Origin of the sequence: Kribbella sp. NPDC050241 (assembly GCF_044459685.1) — a bacterium.
Lineage (GTDB): Bacteria > Actinomycetota > Actinomycetes > Propionibacteriales > Kribbellaceae > Kribbella.
In genome coordinates, this window is record NZ_JBITJE010000003.1 from 799,499 (window position 1) to 819,101 (window position 19,603).

Annotated in this window: 21 protein-coding genes and 1 pseudogene; 5 read left to right on the forward strand and 17 right to left on the reverse strand. The window is 67.9% G+C overall.

Annotation, left to right across the window (positions count from 1 at the left end):
- Window positions 1-74: 74 nt before the first annotated feature.
- The 3 genes and pseudogenes from ACIBG5_RS18530 to ACIBG5_RS18540 form a co-directional block, all read right to left on the reverse strand.
- Window positions 75-359 (reverse strand): annotated as a pseudogene (locus ACIBG5_RS18530) ((2Fe-2S)-binding protein); the annotation flags it as partial.
- Window positions 356-1,519: an NAD(P)/FAD-dependent oxidoreductase gene (locus tag ACIBG5_RS18535; RefSeq protein ID WP_396392716.1), complete on the reverse strand. Its 1,164-nt coding sequence runs from the start codon at window positions 1,517-1,519 to the stop codon at window positions 356-358. The gene ACIBG5_RS18535 and the pseudogene ACIBG5_RS18530, both read right to left, overlap by 4 nt.
- 111 nt (window positions 1,520-1,630) lie before the next feature.
- Window positions 1,631-2,236: an XRE family transcriptional regulator gene (locus tag ACIBG5_RS18540; RefSeq protein ID WP_360445740.1), complete on the reverse strand. Its 606-nt coding sequence runs from the start codon at window positions 2,234-2,236 to the stop codon at window positions 1,631-1,633.
- A 61-nt stretch (window positions 2,237-2,297) separates the two neighbouring features.
- Between ACIBG5_RS18540 and ACIBG5_RS18545 the strand changes: the two genes are divergently transcribed.
- Window positions 2,298-3,233, forward strand: coding sequence for a cation diffusion facilitator family transporter (locus tag ACIBG5_RS18545; RefSeq protein ID WP_396392717.1), 936 nt, complete (start codon window positions 2,298-2,300; stop codon window positions 3,231-3,233).
- On the opposite strand, the gene ACIBG5_RS18550 is transcribed toward ACIBG5_RS18545, so the two are convergent.
- A complete protein-coding gene (locus ACIBG5_RS18550) occupies window positions 3,205-3,387 on the reverse strand; it encodes a DUF3099 domain-containing protein (protein ID WP_131359803.1) in 183 nt (60 codons plus the stop codon). The genes ACIBG5_RS18545 and ACIBG5_RS18550 overlap by 29 nt on opposite strands.
- 1 nt (window position 3,388) lies before the next feature.
- Window positions 3,389-3,838, reverse strand: coding sequence for a MarR family winged helix-turn-helix transcriptional regulator (locus tag ACIBG5_RS18555; protein ID WP_396392718.1), 450 nt, complete (start codon window positions 3,836-3,838; stop codon window positions 3,389-3,391).
- Between the two features lie 228 nt (window positions 3,839-4,066).
- On the opposite strand from ACIBG5_RS18555, the gene ACIBG5_RS18560 reads away from it, so the two are divergent.
- Window positions 4,067-6,556: a glycoside hydrolase domain-containing protein gene (locus tag ACIBG5_RS18560; protein WP_396392719.1), complete on the forward strand. Its 2,490-nt coding sequence runs from the start codon at window positions 4,067-4,069 to the stop codon at window positions 6,554-6,556.
- On the opposite strand, the gene ACIBG5_RS18565 is transcribed toward ACIBG5_RS18560, so the two are convergent.
- The 3 genes from ACIBG5_RS18565 to ACIBG5_RS18575 all read right to left on the reverse strand — a co-directional run bounded on the left by ACIBG5_RS18565 (window position 6,545) and on the right by ACIBG5_RS18575 (window position 8,761).
- Window positions 6,545-6,937 carry a hypothetical protein gene (locus ACIBG5_RS18565; protein WP_396392720.1) on the reverse strand — a complete coding sequence of 131 codons (393 nt, stop codon included), beginning with the start codon at window positions 6,935-6,937 and terminating at the stop codon, window positions 6,545-6,547. The genes ACIBG5_RS18560 and ACIBG5_RS18565 overlap by 12 nt on opposite strands.
- 128 nt (window positions 6,938-7,065) lie before the next feature.
- Window positions 7,066-7,782 (reverse strand): sortase domain-bontaining protein, encoded by a 717-nt coding sequence (locus tag ACIBG5_RS18570; RefSeq protein ID WP_396392721.1) that lies wholly within the window; start codon window positions 7,780-7,782, stop codon window positions 7,066-7,068.
- A 1-nt stretch (window position 7,783) separates the two neighbouring features.
- Window positions 7,784-8,761 (reverse strand): hypothetical protein, encoded by a 978-nt coding sequence (locus tag ACIBG5_RS18575; protein ID WP_396392722.1) that lies wholly within the window; start codon window positions 8,759-8,761, stop codon window positions 7,784-7,786.
- 183 nt (window positions 8,762-8,944) lie between these two features.
- Between ACIBG5_RS18575 and ACIBG5_RS18580 the strand changes: the two genes are divergently transcribed.
- Window positions 8,945-9,649: a TetR/AcrR family transcriptional regulator gene (locus ACIBG5_RS18580; protein WP_396392723.1), complete on the forward strand. Its 705-nt coding sequence runs from the start codon at window positions 8,945-8,947 to the stop codon at window positions 9,647-9,649.
- A 3-nt stretch (window positions 9,650-9,652) separates the two neighbouring features.
- Here ACIBG5_RS18580 and ACIBG5_RS18585 read toward each other — a convergent pair whose 3' ends face one another.
- Genes ACIBG5_RS18585 through ACIBG5_RS18600 form a run of 4 tightly spaced genes read right to left on the reverse strand, consistent with a single transcriptional unit; the run spans window position 9,653 to window position 13,586 of the window.
- Window positions 9,653-10,012, reverse strand: coding sequence for a hypothetical protein (locus ACIBG5_RS18585; RefSeq protein WP_396392724.1), 360 nt, complete (start codon window positions 10,010-10,012; stop codon window positions 9,653-9,655).
- Between the two features lie 34 nt (window positions 10,013-10,046).
- Window positions 10,047-11,510 (reverse strand): dihydrolipoamide acetyltransferase family protein, encoded by a 1,464-nt coding sequence (locus ACIBG5_RS18590; protein WP_396392725.1) that lies wholly within the window; start codon window positions 11,508-11,510, stop codon window positions 10,047-10,049.
- A complete protein-coding gene (locus ACIBG5_RS18595) occupies window positions 11,507-12,493 on the reverse strand; it encodes an alpha-ketoacid dehydrogenase subunit beta (RefSeq protein ID WP_396392726.1) in 987 nt (328 codons plus the stop codon). Before ACIBG5_RS18595 ends, ACIBG5_RS18590 begins: the two co-directional genes overlap by 4 nt.
- Before the next feature lie 4 nt (window positions 12,494-12,497).
- Entirely contained in the window at window positions 12,498-13,586 is a 1,089-nt protein-coding gene (locus ACIBG5_RS18600; RefSeq protein ID WP_396392727.1) for a thiamine pyrophosphate-dependent dehydrogenase E1 component subunit alpha, read from the reverse strand.
- A gap of 119 nt (window positions 13,587-13,705) precedes the next feature.
- Between ACIBG5_RS18600 and ACIBG5_RS18605 the strand changes: the two genes are divergently transcribed.
- Window positions 13,706-14,194 carry an Lrp/AsnC family transcriptional regulator gene (locus ACIBG5_RS18605; protein ID WP_131359784.1) on the forward strand — a complete coding sequence of 163 codons (489 nt, stop codon included), beginning with the start codon at window positions 13,706-13,708 and terminating at the stop codon, window positions 14,192-14,194.
- On the opposite strand, the gene ACIBG5_RS18610 is transcribed toward ACIBG5_RS18605, so the two are convergent.
- Window positions 14,191-15,171 carry a LacI family DNA-binding transcriptional regulator gene (locus ACIBG5_RS18610; RefSeq protein WP_396392728.1) on the reverse strand — a complete coding sequence of 327 codons (981 nt, stop codon included), beginning with the start codon at window positions 15,169-15,171 and terminating at the stop codon, window positions 14,191-14,193. The two genes, ACIBG5_RS18605 and ACIBG5_RS18610, sit on opposite strands and share 4 nt — an antisense overlap.
- 78 nt (window positions 15,172-15,249) lie before the next feature.
- On the opposite strand from ACIBG5_RS18610, the gene ACIBG5_RS18615 reads away from it, so the two are divergent.
- A complete protein-coding gene (locus tag ACIBG5_RS18615) occupies window positions 15,250-16,563 on the forward strand; it encodes a Gfo/Idh/MocA family oxidoreductase (protein WP_360445712.1) in 1,314 nt (437 codons plus the stop codon).
- Here ACIBG5_RS18615 and ACIBG5_RS18620 read toward each other — a convergent pair.
- From ACIBG5_RS18620 to ACIBG5_RS18635, 4 genes are all read right to left on the reverse strand, one after another.
- A complete protein-coding gene (locus ACIBG5_RS18620; protein ID WP_396392729.1) occupies window positions 16,507-17,055 on the reverse strand; it encodes an AAA family ATPase in 549 nt (182 codons plus the stop codon). The two genes, ACIBG5_RS18615 and ACIBG5_RS18620, sit on opposite strands and share 57 nt — an antisense overlap.
- Before the next feature lie 10 nt (window positions 17,056-17,065).
- Complete coding sequence (locus tag ACIBG5_RS18625) at window positions 17,066-17,482, reverse strand: VOC family protein (protein ID WP_396392730.1); 417 nt, start codon at window positions 17,480-17,482, stop codon at window positions 17,066-17,068.
- Window positions 17,483-17,540: 58 nt separating this feature from the next.
- Window positions 17,541-18,485 carry a hypothetical protein gene (locus tag ACIBG5_RS18630; RefSeq protein WP_396392731.1) on the reverse strand — a complete coding sequence of 315 codons (945 nt, stop codon included), beginning with the start codon at window positions 18,483-18,485 and terminating at the stop codon, window positions 17,541-17,543.
- A gap of 86 nt (window positions 18,486-18,571) precedes the next feature.
- A complete protein-coding gene (locus ACIBG5_RS18635) occupies window positions 18,572-19,573 on the reverse strand; it encodes a magnesium and cobalt transport protein CorA (RefSeq protein ID WP_396392732.1) in 1,002 nt (333 codons plus the stop codon).
- Window positions 19,574-19,603: the final 30 nt, after the last annotated feature.

Sequence of the window (19,603 nt, forward strand, 5' to 3'; positions counted from 1 at the left end):
TGGGAGGTGGCTGGCGTTCCGCCTGTCCGCTGCCCGTCTGCAGGTCGGGGTAGGGTCGCGCCTGTTTGGGTTGTGATTGTGTCTGCTGGCTGGATGGTGCGTTGGCAGGCTCGGATGTCAGGGGTGCCGTTGACTATGACGAGGCAGTCGTGGCAGGCGCCGATGCCGCAGAAGACGCCGCGGGGGCGTGCGGCGACGCGGGTGGTTCGCCAGGAGTCTCGGCCGGCGGAGAGCAGCGCGGCCGCGACTGTTTGGCCGGCCAGGGCGGTCACCGGTTCGCCGTCCACGGTGATCTCGACGGGCGTCGGCGTACCGACTCGGGCGGGGTCGCCGTCGCGGGGGCGGAGGTAGGCGGTCATGAGGCGAGCACCGCCGGACGGTCGACGCGGAACGGATCGGGGTCTACATGTGGAGCCAGCCCCAGGAACAGCTCGGTGATCAACCGACCGGTCGACGGCGCGAGCCCGATGCCCGCACCTTCGTGACCAGTCGCATGCCACAGACCCGGCGTGCGAGGGTCGGGCCCGATGACCGGCAGATGATCCGGCGCATACGGACGGAAGCCGCCGTACGCCCGCATCACCGGCACGTCGGCCAGGAAGGGAAACAGCCCAACCGCCTTCGCAGCAAGCTCACGCAGCACCTTCACCCGGACTGAGTCGTCGAACCCGATCCGCTCCCGACTCGAACCGATCAGGATGGTCCCGGACCGCGTCGACTCCACCACCGTCGACGTCTGCAGCTCGGCGTCTCCGCTCCCGACCGCACCGACGTAGTCCGCGTCGTACACCTTGTGCCGAACGCATTCCGGCAGCGGCGCCGTCACCAGAATCACCCCGCGCCGAGGCAGCACCTGAATCGGCGCACCCGCATCGGCACTGAACGACCCGGCCCACGGCCCGCAAGCATTGAGTACGGCGCCACACGCGATCACACCGTCATCGGTCTCGACCCCGACGACCCGTTCCTGAGCCGAACGTCGTATCGCCCGCGCCGTCACCCCCGAGCGCACCTCACCTCCGCGGTCCCGGACGGCCGCGAGCAAAGCCGTTGCCGCGAGCACCGGTTGGACCTGCGCATCGTCCGGATAGTGCACCCCGACCGTCACCCGAGGAGTCAGCAAAGGCTCCAGCTCAAAGGCCTCCGCCGGCGTGATCACGCGAGCGTCGACACCCGCCGCCCGCTGCTTGGCCGCGAACGCCTTCAGCGGCTCGGGGTCAGTCGTCGCAACCACGACCCCACCCTTGGTCTCCCACTCGACGTCGGCGACCCGCTCAGGCAGCCGCGACAGTACGACGTCCCACTCGGCCCGCGACGCGATCGCCAACTCGAGCTCGGGCCCGGGCTCCTTGTCCGAGACGAGCACGTTGCCCTCACCGGAGGCCGTCGTACCGGCAGCCGGGCCGTCGCGATCGATCACCAGCACCCGGACGCCCGCGGCGGAGAGCGCCTCGGCGCAGGCCGCGCCGATCATGCCCGCGCCGACGACCACCACGTCGGGTGTCGCGGAACCAGGCATCAGACTCTCCGTTCAGTAAAATGAACGAAACCGAGCCTACGCGTCCACCCTCGGCACGGTCAATGCACCCATCCGGCACTCACCAGGCATTCACTGGGCACTAAACATGCACTACCCCGGCAGATGTGGGCTGCCCGGCGTGATCGGGTACGCGTCCGGCGGGTACTCCAGCAGCAACACCGACCGCACCAGACCATCCACCGCCTCGTACCCGTGCGGCCCACCGGCCCGGAAAGCCAGGTAGTCCCCCGGCCCCAACTCCTCAGTCCTGCCACGTGCCGTGATCCGCAGCCGCCCGGTCAGGACGATGTGATGCTCGGTCCCAGGATGCCCGTCAGACTGCTGTACGGCGTCCGGCCGGACCTCCTGGTTGTAGACCTCGAACAACCCACCGGGGTTCTCCAGCCGCCGGAGCATCCGCAGATCGATCGCTTCACCGGACAGTACGTCGATGTCCGCCGACCGTACGAGGACCAGCTCCGCACTCGGCGACTCGCTCAGCAGCGCCGACACCGGGACACCCAGAGCGTTCGACAGACTGAACACTGTCTCGATCGTCGGGTTGCCCGCCCCGGACTCCAGTTGCGAGAGCGTCCCTTTCGCGATCCCCGACCGCCGGGCCAGCTCGGACAGCGAGATGCCCTGCTCGTCCCGCCGCATCCGCAGATTCGTCCCGAGCAACCGTCCCGCACCCATCGCCGCCACAGCCCGGAGCATGCCACATGCCACGAAGCACGGGCTCGGTTTGACCCAGCCACCCCGCGGGCACGCGAGGTGGATGGCAGAGGAATCCGTCGGGACCGTACTACTGGCCGGAGCGGCGAATCTGGCGATCGCGATCGCCAAGGTCGTCGCCGGTCTGCTCTCCGGCTCGACCGCGCTGCTCGCCGAGGCGGCACACTCCGTCGCGGACACCATGAACCAGGCGTTCCTGCTGACCGCCCTCCACCGCAGCCGGAAGCCTGCCGACGCACGCCACCCGTTCGGCTACGGAATGGAGCGGTACTTCTGGTCCCTGCTGGCCGCGGTCGGCATCCTCGTGCTCGGCGCGGGTTTCTCGATCGCCGAGGGCCTGCGCGCACTCATCAACCCCGAGCCGATCGCCTCACTCGGGTTGGTCTACACGGTCCTGGCAGTCTCGGCGATCTTCGAAGGTACGTCGTGGTTGCGTGCAGTCAGGCAGATACGACGGGAGGCCCGCCAGGAAGGCGTGCCGGCGCTCACGCACCTGAGAAACGCCGAACCAGCAGTCAAGACCGTCGCGTTCGAGGACACCGCCGCCCTGATCGGACTGCTGATCGCAGCCGTTGGCGTGACGCTTGCGGTCGTCACAGGACAGCACCTGTGGGACGGCGCCGCGTCGATCAGCATCGGCGTACTGCTGATCGTCGTCGCCTTCACACTCGGTCGCGACAACAAGGCGATGCTGATCGGCCGGGCACTGCCGGAAGACGTACAGCAGCGGATCCGCGCGATCATCAACGACACACCAGGCATCGACAGCGTCCTCGAACTGCTCAGTCTCCGGCTCGCTCCGGACCAGGTCCTGGTGGTGGCGACCGTCGATCTGGCCGACATGCAGACCACCGGCGCTGCGATCGAACAGCTTGCCGAGCGGGTCGACTTCGAGGTACGCCGGAACTACCCGATGGTCCGGCACCTCTACCTCGATCCCACCCCTGGAATCAGTCCTGACCCCAGTTCGCGACGATGACTGCGATCGGCGGCAGTACGGCGGCGACGGCGCTCATCCCGATCGCGACCGGAATCGAGAACAGCCGCACGACGAACCATGCCAGCCCGATCAGCACCAGACAGCTGCCCATCAGCCAGTAGTAGAGCTTGCGGTTGTCGTACTTGCGGGCCATGTCAGACCTTCATCGCCAGCCTGTCCAGAGCACCGACCAGCGGAGCCAGCTCGGGCAGTCCAGCAGCCTTCTCCAGAGCAGCAGTCAGTACGACGTCGTGCGTCGGCTGGGCCTGGTCGCGCAGGTCACGGCCGGCCTGGGTGACCTCGGTGTAGACGCCGCGGCGGTCGGTCGGGCACAGGTACCGCTGCAGGAGCTTGCGGTCCTCCAGACGGTTCACCAGCCGGGTCGTGGCCGACTGACTCAGCACGACCGCGTTGGACAGCTGGTTCATCCGCAGGTGGTAGTCGTCCTGCCGCGCCAGCATGTCGAGCACGCTGTACTCACTGACGGACAGGCCGTGATGCTTCTGCAGCGCGCGCTCCAGCTCGTCCTCGATCCGGGCGTGCAGAGCGGCCAGGGTTCGCCAGCCCGCTGCCCGCGCCTCCGCGGCATCATCCGGCAGTCCCATGACGCCTCCACGTGAACGATGGCGAATAGCCCGCTTCTGCAACTATCGCGCACGCCGGTAACAGCGACAAGACCACGGTCCGATCGCGCCTGCCGGCCGGGCTTTTCGATGCAGAGCGGTAAGCCTTGACAGTCGGCACCCTCGCTCCTACGGTGAGCAACCAGGTGGATTATGGCCATGACCGTAATCCGGCCGACCTACCGTGAGGCTACCTGAGAGGGGCCGGTCGTGAGGAAGTTCGGGTTGTTGCTGACGGCAACCGTATTGGTCGCCGGAAGTCTGGTCCAGGCCGGAACGGCGCGGGCCGCCGTACCAGCCGGGGTGTTCCAGGATTTCGAGACCGATGCCGATCTGACGGGTGCGACCGTCACCCTGCCGCAGGCCGACAAGATCGAGCGGACCGCCGATCCCACGCACGGCGCCTCCGGGGTGAAGTTCAGCATCGCGCCGGCCGGTACACCGGGGGCGACGGCCTCGTCGGGGCTCACCCTCAACGCCGGTACGCCGAGCCTGCCGGTCAGCGACTGGTCCGGTCACACCCTGCTCGGGTTCGACTTCTTCACCGAGCAGGACTACACCGTCGTCGGCCGGATCACCGTCCGGGACCAGGCCAACAAGGCGTACGGCGTCGACTACAAGATCAACGCCCGCAGCTGGACGCCGGTCGACCTGCGGTTGAGCGCGATCACCGCCGCCGGCGTCGACATCACCCGGATCGCCTACATCGGCATCTCGATGCCCCGTGCAGGCACGACGGTCGTCGGCCACTACGACGCTTTCCGGCTCGTCGACACCGACCCGTACGACAAGACGGCGTACGGCGACCAGGCTGCGGCGCAACTGCTCCGGCTGTCGGACTTCAACGGCGTACTGACCAAGCTGGCGGATCAGATCGCCACCATGGACCGTCAACTCGGCCACACGCCTGCCGATGAGCGGCTGCGGGCGCAGGTCGACTCCACGGCGGCACAGTGCGTCGAGTTGCGCCAAGCGCTGTCCGCAGGGCCGATGACGTATGCGCAGTACGCGCCGTTCAACGCGGGCGTCACGGCGTTGCAGCGATCGGTGCCACGACTGGCGAACACCATCCAGGCGCGGTCGCACGACAAGCATGCGGACTTCGGGCTGGAGTCGGCCGACTCGATGGCGCTGGTCTACCCGAAGGACCTGCCGTTCAGCTCGACCGGACCGTCGCCGTCGGTCTCGCTGACCCGCGGTGAGTACGAGAACGTGCAGGCCGTCGTACTGCCGTTCGCCGAGCAGCTCAACGGCGTACAGGCCCGGGTGACCTCGGTGTCCGGCCCGCAAGGTGCACTCACCGCCTCGGTGGCGCCGGTCGGATCGCTGAACGTGACGCCGACGAACCAGTACCACCGTCCGACGTACGCCGGCTGGACGCCGGACCCGATCCGCGACGACCTGTCCTCGGTGGATGATGTCCCGGCCGACACGATCCAGCCGTACTGGATCCGGCTGAAGGCCTCGCCGGACGCGCGGCCCGGCATCTACGAGGTGGAGGTCGCGTTCTCCGCGGACGGCAAGCACACCCGGACGATGACTGTGTCGGCGACGGTGTGGCCGGTGACCGTTCCGGATCGGCCGAAGCTCAACACCACCTTCCAGTTCACGCCGGCGATCGTGAACGACATCTACGGGATCACCGATCCCGCCGCGCAGGAAGCGACCAAGCACACGTACTGGTCGTTCCTGAACGACTACAAGATCGAGCCGGACCAGCTCTACACCTGCCCGTGCATTCCCTCGAGCCCCGGGCCGGTGATCGTGCCGACCCCGGTCGAGGACGTGCTCTACATCCGCGACCACTACGGCCTGCGTGACTTCAACGCCTTCTACCTGTGGGCCGGAATGCTGAACCCGGCGAAGCCGGAGACCTGGCAGGCGCAGATCGACACCTGGATCTCGCAGCTGCGAACCGCGATGGACAGCTACCGCGCCGCTGGTGTCGACAAGTACGCCTACGTCTACGGATTCGACGAGGCCAACGGGCCACTGTTGCAGGCCGCCAAGCAGACCTTTGCTGCGGTCAAGGCCGCCTTCCCGGACGTGCCGATCATGACCACGCTGCGGGACAACTCGATGGGAGTCGACACCGGGCTGGCCGGGCTGGTCGACATCTGGGCGCCGCAGCAGGACCTGTACAACCAGACGGTGGCCGAGCGGACCAGGGCTCGCGGCGATCAGGCCTGGTGGTACCCGGACATCGCCACCGGTTCGCCGTTGCCGAACTGGTTCAACGGCTACCCGCCGATCGACTCGCGCACGCTGATGGGCCCGATGTCGTACAAGGCCGGGGTCGAAGGCGTCCTGTACTACGCGACGAACCGTTGGCTCCGTTCGGACCACGCCAACCAGTTGCTGGTGAACGACGGCATCCTGTCGGCGTGGAAGGCGGCGACCTTCAACGGCACCGCGGGCGACGGGTCGATGTTCTACCCAGGTCCGACCGGGCCGATGGCCTCGATCCGGCTCGAGAACTTCCGCGACGGCATGGAGGATTACAACCTGCTCTGGCTGCTGTCGCACGACGTGGCGGCGAAGCCCCATCTGCCACCCGCGTTGAAGGCGCACGCCGCCAAGCTGCTGGCGGCCGACGACGTGGTCACCGACCAGCGGAACTTCACCGAGGACCCGGTCCGCTACCGGCACTGGCGCACCGACGTCATCGCGACCATCACCGCGATCGGCCTAGTGCACTAGGCAGAAGCGGGAGACCGCCCGGAAGGACTCCTTCGGCTGCCAGTCGTATGGCGATGCCGGGTCGTCGGAGTTCTTCCGGATCACCTTGCAGAGACTGAAAGCAGCGATGTCCTCGTCGTGGGGATGGTCGTGCGGGCGGTGCGGTGCGTCGGGTGAGATGAAGGTGTACGGCGACGCACCGAGGAAGCCTTCGGCGGTGAAGACGTCGAGCATCGTGGCCAGGTGGTCGGCCGCGCCGGTGAACGTGCAGCAGCCGAACTCGAGGATCATGATCGGCTTGCCCCACCGGCGGAACGGCGCCAGTTCCTTGGTGTGGCCGGCGCGGTTGGCGTGGTACGAGTAGTAGTCCAGCCCGACGATGTCGAACAGCGACCAGTCCACCCTGCTCCAGGTCCGACGCGGCGCCGTACGTGATCCGCCCTTTAAGTTGCTGCGGGCAACCTTCGCTCTGACAGCTCAGATCGACAGCTGATCGCAGGACGAGTGGCCGGCCCATGGGGGCCGCTCACTCACTTCTTCGGATGCGCAATCACCACGGCATTGCTGAGGAACGCCGTACCGTCCCAGTCCTCGCAGGTGACCAGAACCAGCCGGCCCGGAACACTCTGGTCGAAAACCTGCGCGGCCTGGGCTGCGAGCGCCTTCTTCCGATACGTGGTCACGGACGCGACCACGTAATTGAGGGTCCCTTTGCCTGTGGTGACCTTGACCGCGTCTCCGGCCTTCAACTGGCCGAGGTCGTCGAATACGCCACCGCCGTCGTGCACGGTGTGGCCGGTGATGATCGCCGACCCCTTGGCCGCGCCGGGCTGAGCGCCGTCGGACCACCAGCCGACCAGCTGCGGATTGGACGGCGGGATGAGAGCACCACCGCGGGCGTGGATCCCCAGCACGCGGGCGGAGACCCCGAGACTCGGGACGGACACCCGCACCGGGTTGCCCGGCCGCGCCGGGGCGGTGCTGCGGACCTCGGGCGGAAAGGTGGTCTTCGGTGCTGTGCCGTTCGGTGTGGTGGCCTTCGGCGTGGTCGCCTTCGGCGAGGTGGGCTTCGGTGACGGTTTCGTCGGCACGGCGGACGTCGTCCCGGTTGGGGCCGCGTCAGTGCTGTTGTCGGTCCTGAGCTGCAGGTAGCCGCCGGTCAGGAGTAGTACGGCGCCGACCGCCAAGGCCCCGATCGTCCACCACGACGAACGAGCGCGACCCGGGCGGCGACGCTGTGCGGACATGTCAGGCAGCGTGGTGACCGCGGTTCTGCCGCGACTTCAGGATGCCGGCGAACACGAGCACACCACCGAGCATGATCAGGGTGATACCCCACGCGCTCTGGTGACCGGTGATCGCCGAGGTGAGCTTGAGCCCACCGGACTGTCCGGCGTCGACCTCAGTCGGAACCGCGACCGGCGAAGTCGAGGTGCTGGTCGGGCTGTCCGACGGCGTGACCGACGGAGAGTCGGACGGGCTCTGGCTCGGCGACTCCGACTGGCTCGGCGACTCCGACGGCGACTGGCTCGGCGACTCCGAGGGCGACTGGCTCGGCGACTCGGACGGGCTTTCGGACGGCGACTCGCTCGGCGACTCCGACGGGCTCTCGGACGGCGACTCGCTCGGCGACTCCGACGGGCTCTCCGACGGCGACTCGCTCGGCGACTCCGAAGGGGTCTTGGTGGGCGTCGGAGTCGGGGTCGGGGTCACCTTCTTGACACAGAAGTTGAGGTGGCTGATGCCGTAGTACTTGTCGTTGCTCGAGTTCACCGGCGGGTGCAGGCCGGTGTCCGCGGTCTTCCCGTCCGGCTGGTAGTTGTAGTAATTGGCCGCCGGACCGCCCTTGACCAGCACAGCCAGCACGACGCCGCCCGTGGCGGTGAAGTCGACGACCTGACCGCCCGTCTGGTCGCCTGGGTGATCCGGGTCGTCGGCCTGCAGGGTGCGCTCGGTCCAAGTGACCTCGACGCCGTCGGCAGTGCCCGAGCCCGGTATCGGCGGGTTGCCCTGATCGTCTCCGTCAAACTTGATCTCGGTCGAACCCGGGATCATGTTCTCGCAGGTCGGGTTGCCGTCGACGATCTCACCGCTGGCTGAGGCCGACGGAGCCAAGGCCAGCGTGACGCCGCCAAGGACAAGCGCCAGCGTGCCGGCTCCACCGAGCAGCGCGACCAGTCGCGGGCTCTTCGATTTCGCGCGCACGTCGATCGGTGCCTCGTTCACAGCTCTTCCCCACTCATGCTCAGTGACCAGCCGACTCGGCTATGTCGTCGGCGCTCCCCCCGGAGCGATCCCCGGAATACTCCGGGAACCTCGGCAGTCTGGTGGCGCGGAGTTCCCAGGCACAAGAAGCCTCGCGAAGATCTAACACAAAAACATCGTGTTAGTTCGTGAGACACTGTTTTCGTGCGTGAAGCTGATCAGAAGACGGTGCTCGGATCGGTCTGGTTGCGGACCGATCCGGAGGCGACCAGATCGCCGCTGAGCCGGGACGACATCGTCCGTACGTCGATCAAGGTGCTGGACCGCGACGGGCTGGACCTGTTCTCGATGCGGCGGGTGGCGGCGGAGGTCGGCACGGCCGCGACCTCGGCGCTGTACTGGCGGATCGCCAACAAGAACGACCTGCTCGAGCTCGCCGTCGACGAGGTGCTGGGGGACGCCGTGGTCCCACCCGGTGACGGCGATTGGCGCGACCAGGTGACCGTGGTGGTGCGAGCGGCGTACGAAGCGCTGTGGATTCATCCCTGGGCGCCGCAGTTGCTGGCCTCGCATGCGGGGCTCGGGCCGAACTACCAGGCGCTGGCCGATCAGGTGCTCGCGATCCTGCGGGCGGCCGGGTTCAAGGGTGTGCATCTCGACTCGGCCATGTCGGCGATCTTTCACTACCTGATCGGGTCCGCAGTCACCGACGCCGCGTGGTCGGCCGTCGTACGGCGCAGCGGCCTCAGCGAACCCGACTGGGCATCCGAGGCCGGCGACCAACTGGGGGTGGGCGCGGCCAGTCTCGCGGCGTACCTGAACCGCGAGAATCTGGCCGGGCCGGAGGCACGTTTCACTTCGGGGCTGCGGGTCATCCTGGTCGGGCTGCGGCCGCGGCAGCTGTCCTGAGGCTCAGCTGGCCGGCTTCTTCTTGCGGGTCGTGGGCTTCGGCTTGAGCGATCGCGCGTAGGCGGCGCTCACTGCGAAGTGCTCGCGCAGTTCATCGGTAGTGGCCAGGAGCGCGTCGGGGACGACGACGTACTCCTTCTGCTGCACTCCATGCGCGACGTTGAGGGTGGTGTCGTACCTGGAGAGAAACGCCTCGCGCTCGGCTTCGGGAAGGCGCAGCGCGAGGGTGCCGTTCTCGTTCAGCATCGAGAACATGTTGCCGTTGACCGCGGTGTACGGGAAACCGGCGCCCTTGCGCTCGACGCCGGGGAACAGTTCGACGAGTGCGTCGAACAGTGCGACCTTGTCAGCCGGAGCTTTCACTGAGGCCACGGTAGGAGCTCGGGTGAGACGACCGCTAGAGATCGGCGAACGCTGACGCCGGGTTCTCGAAGGCGTCGGCGACGAACCGGAGGAACGCGGCCGCCGTCCCGCCGTCGCAGACCCGGTGGTCGAACACGAGCGACAGTTGAGTGAGCTTCCGGATCGCGATCTGGCCGTCGACCACCCACGGACGGTCGATGATCCGGCCGACACCGAGGATCGCGACCTGCGGGTGATTGATGATCGCCGCGCTGCCGTCCACGCCGAAGCTGCCGTAGTTGTTCAGCGTGAATGTCCCACAGCCGAGCTCGTACGGCGTCAGCCGGCCGGTCCGCGCGGATTCGGTCAGTCGGCGGATCTCACCGTCGAGGGCGCGCGTGGTCATCGTGTGCGCGTTCGCCACCGCCGGTACGACGAGACCGCGATCGGTCTGGGCGGCCAGTCCGAGATTGATGCCGTCGTACTGGACGAGTTCCTCGCGCTCGGTGTCGACGAAACCGTTCAGCTCCGGGTAGCGCTGCAGGCCCGCCACCGTGAACCGCGCCATCAACGCCAGCAGCCCCGGCCCGGAATCCTTTGCCGACCGCAACGATTCCCGCAACTCCACCAGGGCAGTCGCATCCACGTCCACCCAGGTCGTCGCCTCGGGGATCTCCGCCCGGCTCCGAGTCAGTGTCGCCGCCACAACCTTCCGGAACCCGCTCATGGGGATCCGGCGTAGCTCGGGCAGCCCGGTCCGCGAACTCACGTCCTCAACCTGGGGGGCCGGCGTCTGCTCGAACCGTTGAGCGATCGCCTGCTCGACATCCCGGCGGACGATCAGACCGTCCGGCCCGGAACCGCTCAACGTCCGCAGATCCACCTCAGCGTCCCGCGCGATCCGCCGTACCAGTGGCGAGATGACCAGCGGCACTCGCCGCGCACTGCCCGCGTCCTGCGCCGACACGTTCTCCGGTGTAGCGGCGGGGCGCGGTGACTGGAGGTCGGGGCGGCGCGTCGACGGCGTAGCGGCGCTGCGCGCCGGCTGGAGGTGGGGGCGGGGCTTGCGGCGCCGACCTGAGCCGGTGCCGGTACCTGTGCCGTAGCCGACGAGTACGCTCCCGGACCCGGCCCGCTCCTCCTGCCGGTACGCCTCTCCGGCCACCTCGGACCCTGCACCCGACCCGGCAGGCTCGTCCTGCCGGTTGTCCCCACCGGCCGCCTCGGATCGTGCACCGTCCTGCCGGTTGTTCCCGCCCTCGGCCGCAGGCCGTGCACCGGTGTCGACCTCGCCGATGGTGATCAGGGGTTTGCCCACCGGGATGGTTGTGCCGGGATCGCCGTGGAGTTCTTCGACGACGCCGGCGTACGGGGACGGGAGTTCGACGATGGATTTGGCGGTCTCGACTTCCGCGACCGGGGCGTCGACGGTGACGACGTCGCCGACCTTCACCAGCCAGCGAACGATCTCTGCCTCGGTCAGGCCTTCACCGAGATCGGGCAGCAGGAAGGTGTTCACGAGTCCTCCCACTGCAGGTCGTCCACCGCATCGAGGATCCGGTCCACACCGGGCAGCTGGTACTTCTCCAGCTTCGGCGGCGGGTACGGGATGTCGAACCCGGTCACCCGCCGGATCGGCGCGGCCAGCGAGTGGAAGCACCGTTCGGTGACGCGGGCAACGATCTCCGACGACACACTGGCGAACCCGCTGGCCTCCGCGACCACGACAGCCCGCCCGGTGCGCCGTACCGCTGCACACACCGTCTCGTCGTCGAACGGCACGATCGACCGCAGATCCACTACGGACAGCTGCCGCCCTTCGGCGGCCGCGACCTCGGCCGCCTCCAGCGCGACGGGCACCGTCGGCCCGTAGGCGATCAAGGTCGCGTCCGCGCCTTCCCGCCGTACGACGGCCGTGCCGATCCCGGGCTGGTCCTCGGTGAGATCGACCTCTTCCTTGGCCCAGTAGAGCTTCTTCGGCTCCATGAACACGACCGGATCCGGCAGTTCGATTGCCCTGCGCAACAACGTGTACGCGTCCGCGACGGTGGCCGGCGCGACGACGGTCAGGCCTGGCGTGTGTGCGTAGTAGCTCTCCGACGAGTCGCAGTGGTGCTCGACGCCGCCGATCCCACCGGCGTACGGCATCCGGATCACCATCGGCAGGGTGATCTTGCCGCGGGTCCGGTTCCGCATCTTGGCGACATGGGAGACGATCTGCTCGAACGCCGGGTAGCCGAACGCGTCGAACTGCATCTCGACGACCGGGCGCATCCCGTTCATCGCGAGCCCGACGGCCATCCCGACGATGCCGGACTCGGCCAATGGGGTGTCGAAGCAACGATCCTCGCCGAACTCCTCGGTCAGTCCGTCAGTGATCCGGAAGACGCCACCGAGCGCGCCGACGTCCTCACCGAACATCAGCACGGTGTCGTCGGCCTTCATCGCATCGCGGAGGGCCTGGTTGAGAGCCTGCGCCATGGAGATCTTCACATGCGTCATGAGCTCAGACCTCCTCTCGCGCCAGCTCGTCGCGCAGGAACGCCGCCTGCTCGCGCAGCTGCTGCGTCTGCTCGGAGTAGAGGTGCGTGAACAGTTCCCGCGGATCCACTTCGGGCTCCGGCATCAGTCCATCGCGCAAGCGCGTCCCGACCTGGTCCGCCATCGCCTCCGCGCGCTCGCGCACCGCGTCGTCGAGCCAACCCTGCTCGTTGAGGTAGGTCTCGAGCCGCTTGATCGGGTCGCGCTCCAGCCACGGCGTGACCTCGTCGTCCTCGCGGTACCGGGTCGCGTCGTCGGCGTTGGTGTGTGCCTGCACTCGGTACGTGTGCGCCTCGACGAGCTGCGGTCCCTCACCCGAGCGTGCCTTCTCCACGGCCTGTCCGAGGACGGCGAGCAGGCCGGCCAGGTCGTTGCCGTCGGCCCGTTCGCCGGGGACGCCGTACCCGATGCCCTTGTGGGCCAGCGACGGAGCGACGGTCTGCCGGGCGAGTGGCACCGAGATCGCGTACTCGTTGTTCTGGATGAAGAAGACGACCGGCGCGTGGAAGACGGCGGCGAAGTTCAGCGCCTCGTGGAAGTCGCCTTCGCTGGTGGCGCCGTCGCCGCAGAGCGCCATCACCACCGTGTCCTCGCCCTTCAGCCGGGCCGCGTGCGCAACACCGACCGCGTGGGTGAGCTGCGTCGCGAGCGGCGTGGACTGCGGAGCGACGTTGCGCGCGTACGGGTCGTACCCGGAGTGCCAGTCGCCGCGGAGCAGCGTCAGCGTCTCGATCGGGTCGACACCGCGGCTCACGATCGAGACCGTGTCGCGGTACGTCGGGAACAGCCAGTCGCCCTCGCGGAGCACCATCGTGGCCGCGATCTGACAGGCCTCCTGGCCGTGCGACGACGGGTAGACGGCGAGCCGGCCCTGGCGGACCAGCGCGCTGGCCTGGTCGTTGATGCGACGGCCTTTGATCAACTGAACGTAACCGTCGACCAGGGCTTCCTTGGTGGGCAGCCGGTACGACGGATGGTCGTGCGGTACGCCGTCCTGGTCGATCAACCGGACGGGTTCGGCGGAGGGGAGCAAACGCTCCTCGACGGTGGTCATGGACACTCCTGCGCAGGAGACGGACGGTGGCCTCATCGTCGTACTTATGGCCAATCGGATCCAGACCTGTGACAATCACGAGACGATTGGTTCCGACTGCCGCGAAGCGAGGTGCACAGATGTCCGACGAGGTGACGGTCCACCGGGCCGGTCCTGGACAGATGGTCGTCGCCCCGGCGCTGGACGAGGTCGACCGGCAGATCGTCGAGGCGCTCGGGCAGGACGGACGGCTCTCCATCCGGGCCCTCGCGGACCAGGTCCACATCTCCCGCGCGAACGCCTACGCCCGGGTCGAGCGACTCACCGCGACCGGGGTCATCACCGGTTTCACCGTCACGGTCGACCCGCTGAAGCTGGGCCTCGCGACCTCGGCGTACGTCACTCTCAGTCTCCGCCAAAGCTCCTGGCGAACCCTGAGAGAACAACTCCAGGCGATCCCCGAAATCAAACACATGGCACTCGTCGGCGGCGACTTCGACGCCATCCTCCTGGTCCGAGCCGCCGACAACGAAGGCCTCCGCCGAGTAGTCCTCGAAAAACTCCAGGCCATCCCCGAAGTCCTCGCCACCCGAACCGCCCTAATCTTCGAAGACCTCGGCACGCTCTAGCAGCCGCAGGATGTTCTGAGGATCAGGTCGGTTGGGTAGGTGAGGGACTGGACGGCGTCCTCGCCGTCTATGAGGCGGCTGACGGCCTCATGGGCCATGCGGTCCAGGGGTTGGCGTACGACGGTCAGGGGTGGCCAGCTGTACTCCGTTTCGGCTGTGCCGTCGAAGGCCACTACCGCGATGTCGTCGGGGACTCGGAGGCCGGCTTCGTGGATCGCGCGGAGTGCGCCGACCGCTTGCAGGTCTGAGCTGGCGAAGATCGCGGTCGGTCGTTTCGTTGCCGCGAGCAACTCCCGGCCGGCGTCGTACCCGCCCTGCCGGCTGAATCTCGCGCGTGCGATCGGACCGTCCTCGAGCCCTGCCTGGCGAAGTGCATCCCGCCACCCAAGCTCACGCTCCGGCGCCCGACCGCCAGTGCCGCGACCACCGATCACCAGCCCGATCGTGCGATGGCCGTGCTCGATCAGGTGCTTGACGCCGGCGCGCGCACCCGCGCGGTACTGCGGCCGGACCGAGCTCACGGTCGGCAACACCCGGTTGATGGCGATGACCGGGATGCCGACCTCGGTCAGGTCCGGATCCTCGGTCGGAGCAACCAGGAGCAATCCGCTGACCTGGCGGACCAGCAGTTCGGCGATCTTGGCCTGCTCGGTGACCGGATCACCGTCAGCGCTGGTCTGCAGAACGACGTACCCGCGGGCCGACGCCTCCTTGTCGATCGCCTTGGCGAGTTCGGCGAACAGCGGGTTGCCGCCGTCCGGCGTGATGAGCCCGAACGTGCGCGTCGTACCCATCCGGAGTGCCCGCGCGGTCGCGTTCGGCCGGTAGCCGAGCACGCGGATCGCCTCCAGGACCCGTTCCCGGGTCTGCGGCGCGACCCGGCGCGGGCCTTCGTTCACCACGTAGCTGACCACAGCGGTGCTGACCCCGGCGTACTGCGCCACGTCGTTCCGGGTGATGGGGGTGGCCTTCGGCATGTGCCGATAGTACGACGGTTGACCGGTTTGGAAAGCGGTTGCTAGCGTGCTGTTCTACACGAGTAGAAAGGGTCCGCCGTGCCCAGACGTTATGCAGTCGCCGGAACCGGGTCGCGAGCGCGGGCGTATGTCCGTGCGATCTTCCAGGAGCACCCCGAGGAGGCGCAGCTGGTCGCCCTGCTCGACCCGAACCAGGGCCGTCTCGCCTTCCACGAGCGGTATGTCAAGGAGCTCGGTGGTCCCGAGCTGCCGCAGTACGGCGCCGACGATCTCGAGCGGATGATCAAGGAGCAGTCGGTCGACCGGGTGGTCGTGACGAGCCCCGACTACACGCACGCAGCGGTCGTGTCCCGGATCCTGCGGGCCGGCGCCGACGTGATCGTCGAGAAGCCGCTGACCATCGACGCGGACGGCACCCGGCAGATCGTCGCCGCGATGAACGAGTCCGGCAAGTCCGTGGTCGTCACGTTCAACTACCGCTACTCGCCGCGGAACAGCGCACTGCGGCAGGTGATCGCGGACGGCGAGATCGGCACCGTCACCAGCGTCGAGTTCCAGTGGGTGCTCGACACCCGGCACGGCGCGGACTACTTCCGCCGCTGGCACCGCGAGAAGAAGAACTCCGGCGGCCTGATGGTGCACAAGGCCTCGCACCACTTCGACCTGGTGAACTGGTGGATCGCGTCGACGCCGACCAAGGTGTACGCGTCCGGCGGCCTGTTCTTCTACGGCTCGGACAACGCGGCGGCCCGTGGCCTTGGGCAACGACCTGCCCGGGGCACGATCGAGGGCTCGGCCAACGATCCGTGGTTGCTGGATCTGCGCACCGACGAGATCAACCGGCAGCTGTACCTGGAGAGCGAGCAGTACGACGGGTACCTGCGCGACCAGGACGTGTTCGGTCCGGGGATCACGATCGAGGACAACATGGCGGTGGTCGCGGAGTACGCGAGTGGTGCCCGGCTGAGCTACTCGCTCAACGCACACTCACCGTGGGAGGGCTATCGGGTGTCGGTCAACGGCACCGAGGGCCGCGCCGAGCTCGAGGTCATCGAGCGGGCGGCTGTGATCGATGATCAGATCGACCCGAGCTACCCGTCGGACCGGGTGATCCCGGGCGACGTGCGCTCCAACGGCGAGCGGCTCGTCCTGCAGAAGCACTGGGCACCCGCGGTCGAGGTCGAGATCCCCCGCGGTGTCGGCGGCCACGGCGGTGGCGACCGCCTCCTCTACGACGATCTCTTCAAGGGCCCGGGCAACGACCCGCTCGGGCGGGCCGCCGACGTCCACGACGGCGTCCGGGCCGTTGCCGTCGGCATCGCCGCCAACCAGTCCCTAGCCACCGGCCAGCCGGTCGTCATCACCGACCTGGAGCTGGGCGGCTGGGTCTAAACCGGTCTCGCGCAGGATCCGCTGGACTGTCGCGTCGAGCGAGCTGGTCTGATTGATCACCGTCTCCCGCGGCCACTCCAGCAGATCCTGCGGCCGGTACCACTCCGCCATGTCGTCGGCCGTGAAAGCCGCCGCCTTGTCTCGCAACGCGTGCCGCCGGACGGTCTCCTCGAACGGAATGTCCAGGTAGTAGAAGTACGCCGACCCCGCATAGTCACGGGCGAGCTCCGCGAACATCTCGGCGTACCCGAGGGTCGGCATGATGCCCTCGACGACAGCGTGAAAGCCCCGCTCGAGCGCATGCCGCGCGATCTGCCCGATCATCGGAATGCTCGCGTCATCCGGCCGACCGCGTTCCTGGAAGATCGTCCGCCGCACATAGTCCTGCTCGATCCAGGCAACCCCAGGCCCATGCGCCGCCCGAATGCCCTCGACGACCGAGCTCTTACCTGAGCCGGAGTTGCCTCTGATCACGATCAGCCTGGGATCCACCCGTAGTTGTCTACCAGGTGGCGGGGAGGCCTGGGTGGTGGGTGCCGAAGGTCCATTCGTAGCCTTCGGGGTCGGCTACTCGGCAGCGATAGTTGCCCCACTCGGTGGTGGCCGGGGTCCAGATGGACTCGGCGCCGGCGGCTACCGCGGTGGCGTGGACAGCGTTGACCTCGGCCTCGGTGCCGAAGGCGATGTAGACGCCGTGGCCGACGGTGTCGCCCTTGCGGGTGGGCTTGTCGTAGCCCTCCTCGTCGGTGAAGAGCGTGAAGGCCACACCGCCGTACCGCATCTCGGCGTGCATGATCCCGCCCTTGTCGTCCGGGACCTCCATCGTGGTCTCGAACCCGAAGGCCTTCTCGAGCCAGCGCAGTGCGCCGACCGCGTCGCGGTAGCCGAAGTACGCGTGGAATGTCGCTGAAGTAGTCATGTACCCAGCATCGATCGAGTAGCGGACAGCTTCCGTCCGCTACTCGATCGACCTCCGACTACTTCTGGAACTGACCCGGGCCGAGGACCTGCCAGCCCCTGGTGGTCGGCGTCTTGATCAGGTCGAGCGGCATGGCGAACGTGTGCACCACCTTGTTCGGCCGGCTGATCGCCCAGAAGGTCGGGTTCCGCGGATTCGAGCGGTCCCACGCGATGCCCTGGCCCTGGACGTCGGGCAGGTCGACCGTGGCGATCCAGCGCAGCTCGGCGCCCGCCGTCGGCAACTCCATCACATACGCCTCACCGAGGTCGTGACCGGTCAGCCAGAGCCGGCCGTCGGGACCCCACGAGCCACCGGAGTTCGACATCGGCTTGAACCGGTCCAGGATCGGCTTCGGGATCGTGTACGACGCGAGCGGCTCGAACTTGTCGTTCAGCTTCACGATCTGGGTGTTGTAGGTCTGGCCGTACGGCTCGTTCGTGTCGTCCGAGATCTCGTCGTAGTTGGCGAAACCGGCCCACCACGCGCCGTCGTGCCGGTCCAGCCAAGTGAGCGAACCGCGGTAGATGCCGAACGAGTACGAGTCGATGTGCTTCATCGTCTTGGTGTCGAACACCTCGATCGAGCTCTCCATCGGCCACTCGGGGTAGTTCGAGTGGACGGCGTACAGCTTCGACCCGACGACCACACCGCTGTCCATGTGCTTGAACGGCCCGTCGGCGTCGCCGGCGAACTGCAGCAGCGGCTCGCCGGTCCGGCGGTCGTGCTTGGTGATCGTCCGATTGTCGACCGCGTAGAAGTACTTCGCGTCGACCGCGATCGCCTGGTTCGCGTCGAAGGCGGCGTACGACGTGAGCGGGGTCGCCGGGTACGACGGCGGCTCGGCCGTCGCACCGGCCTGCGCAGCGGGAGCCGGGGCCGCGGGGCGGGCGGCCGAGGCGGACGGGATCGCCACGGCGGCCAGGACGGCCGTCGCGGCGATGAGGGCGGGGAGCTTTCGCATCACAAACCTCCGAGGGATGGATCCTGCTCCCCGACCCCTCGGTGCCGCACGGGAACGACTGCGGACGGCCGCATGAACCTGCCGCGTCAGGTAGGTTGCCGGGCCGCTCGCTGCCGGCGGAACCAGACGAACAGGGCGAGGCAGGGGATCAGCAGGCCACCGACCCCGAGGACGAGGAAGTCCCACTCAGCGCCGATGTGGTCGACCAGCCAGCCGAAGTTCTGGCCGAAGAACCCAGTGACGAAGGTCAGCGGCAGGAACACCGTGGCCAGAATGGTGAGCTGCTCGATCGTCGCGTTCTGCCGGACGCTGACCTTGGTCTGCTCGACCGAGATCACCGCCATGTTCGCCTCCAGCACAGTCGCGAGGAGATCCCGCTGGGCGGCGACCTCCTCGTTCACCAGCACCAGGTGGTCGTGCACGTCGCGGAAGTACGGCAGCAGTTCGGTGTTGCGCGCGCCGCGCTCGATGGTCGCGAGTACGGCGAGCAACGGGTGGACCGCACGGTAGAAGTCGGTGACCTCGCGACGGAGGAAGTAGATCCGCTCGGTCGGCGCGACCGAGCCCGCGAACACGGTCCGCTCGACCTGCTCGATGTCGCGTTCCAGCTCCGCCACGACCGGGCCGTAGCCGTCGACGACCTGGTCGAGGATGGCCCACAGGACGGAGTTCGTGCCGACCGCCAGCAACTCGGTCCGTTCCTCGAGGCGGATCCGGGCGCCGTGCAGGTCGCTGGCGACCCCCTGGCGGACCGTGATCACGAACGACGGTCCGACGAACACACTGACCTCGCCGAAGTCCACCTCTTCGCGCTGGTCGTCGTACCGGGCGGTGCGCAGGATGACGAGGCGGATGTTGCCCTCGTACGGCTCGACCTTGGGCCGGAGGTGGAAGGTCTGCGCGTCCTCGACGGCCAGTTCGTGCAGGCCGAAGCTCTCCCGGACCTGGACGAGTTCCTCGGGGGTGGGCTCGAACATGCCCAGCCAGACGAATCCGCCCTGCTTGCAGTGGGCGGCGGCATCCTCGACCGACATCGCCCCGACGTGCTGGCGGTGTCCGTCCCGGTAGTAAGCGCAGTCGATGATCATGGTGACCTCCTCCCCCGATCGTCGTCCGTT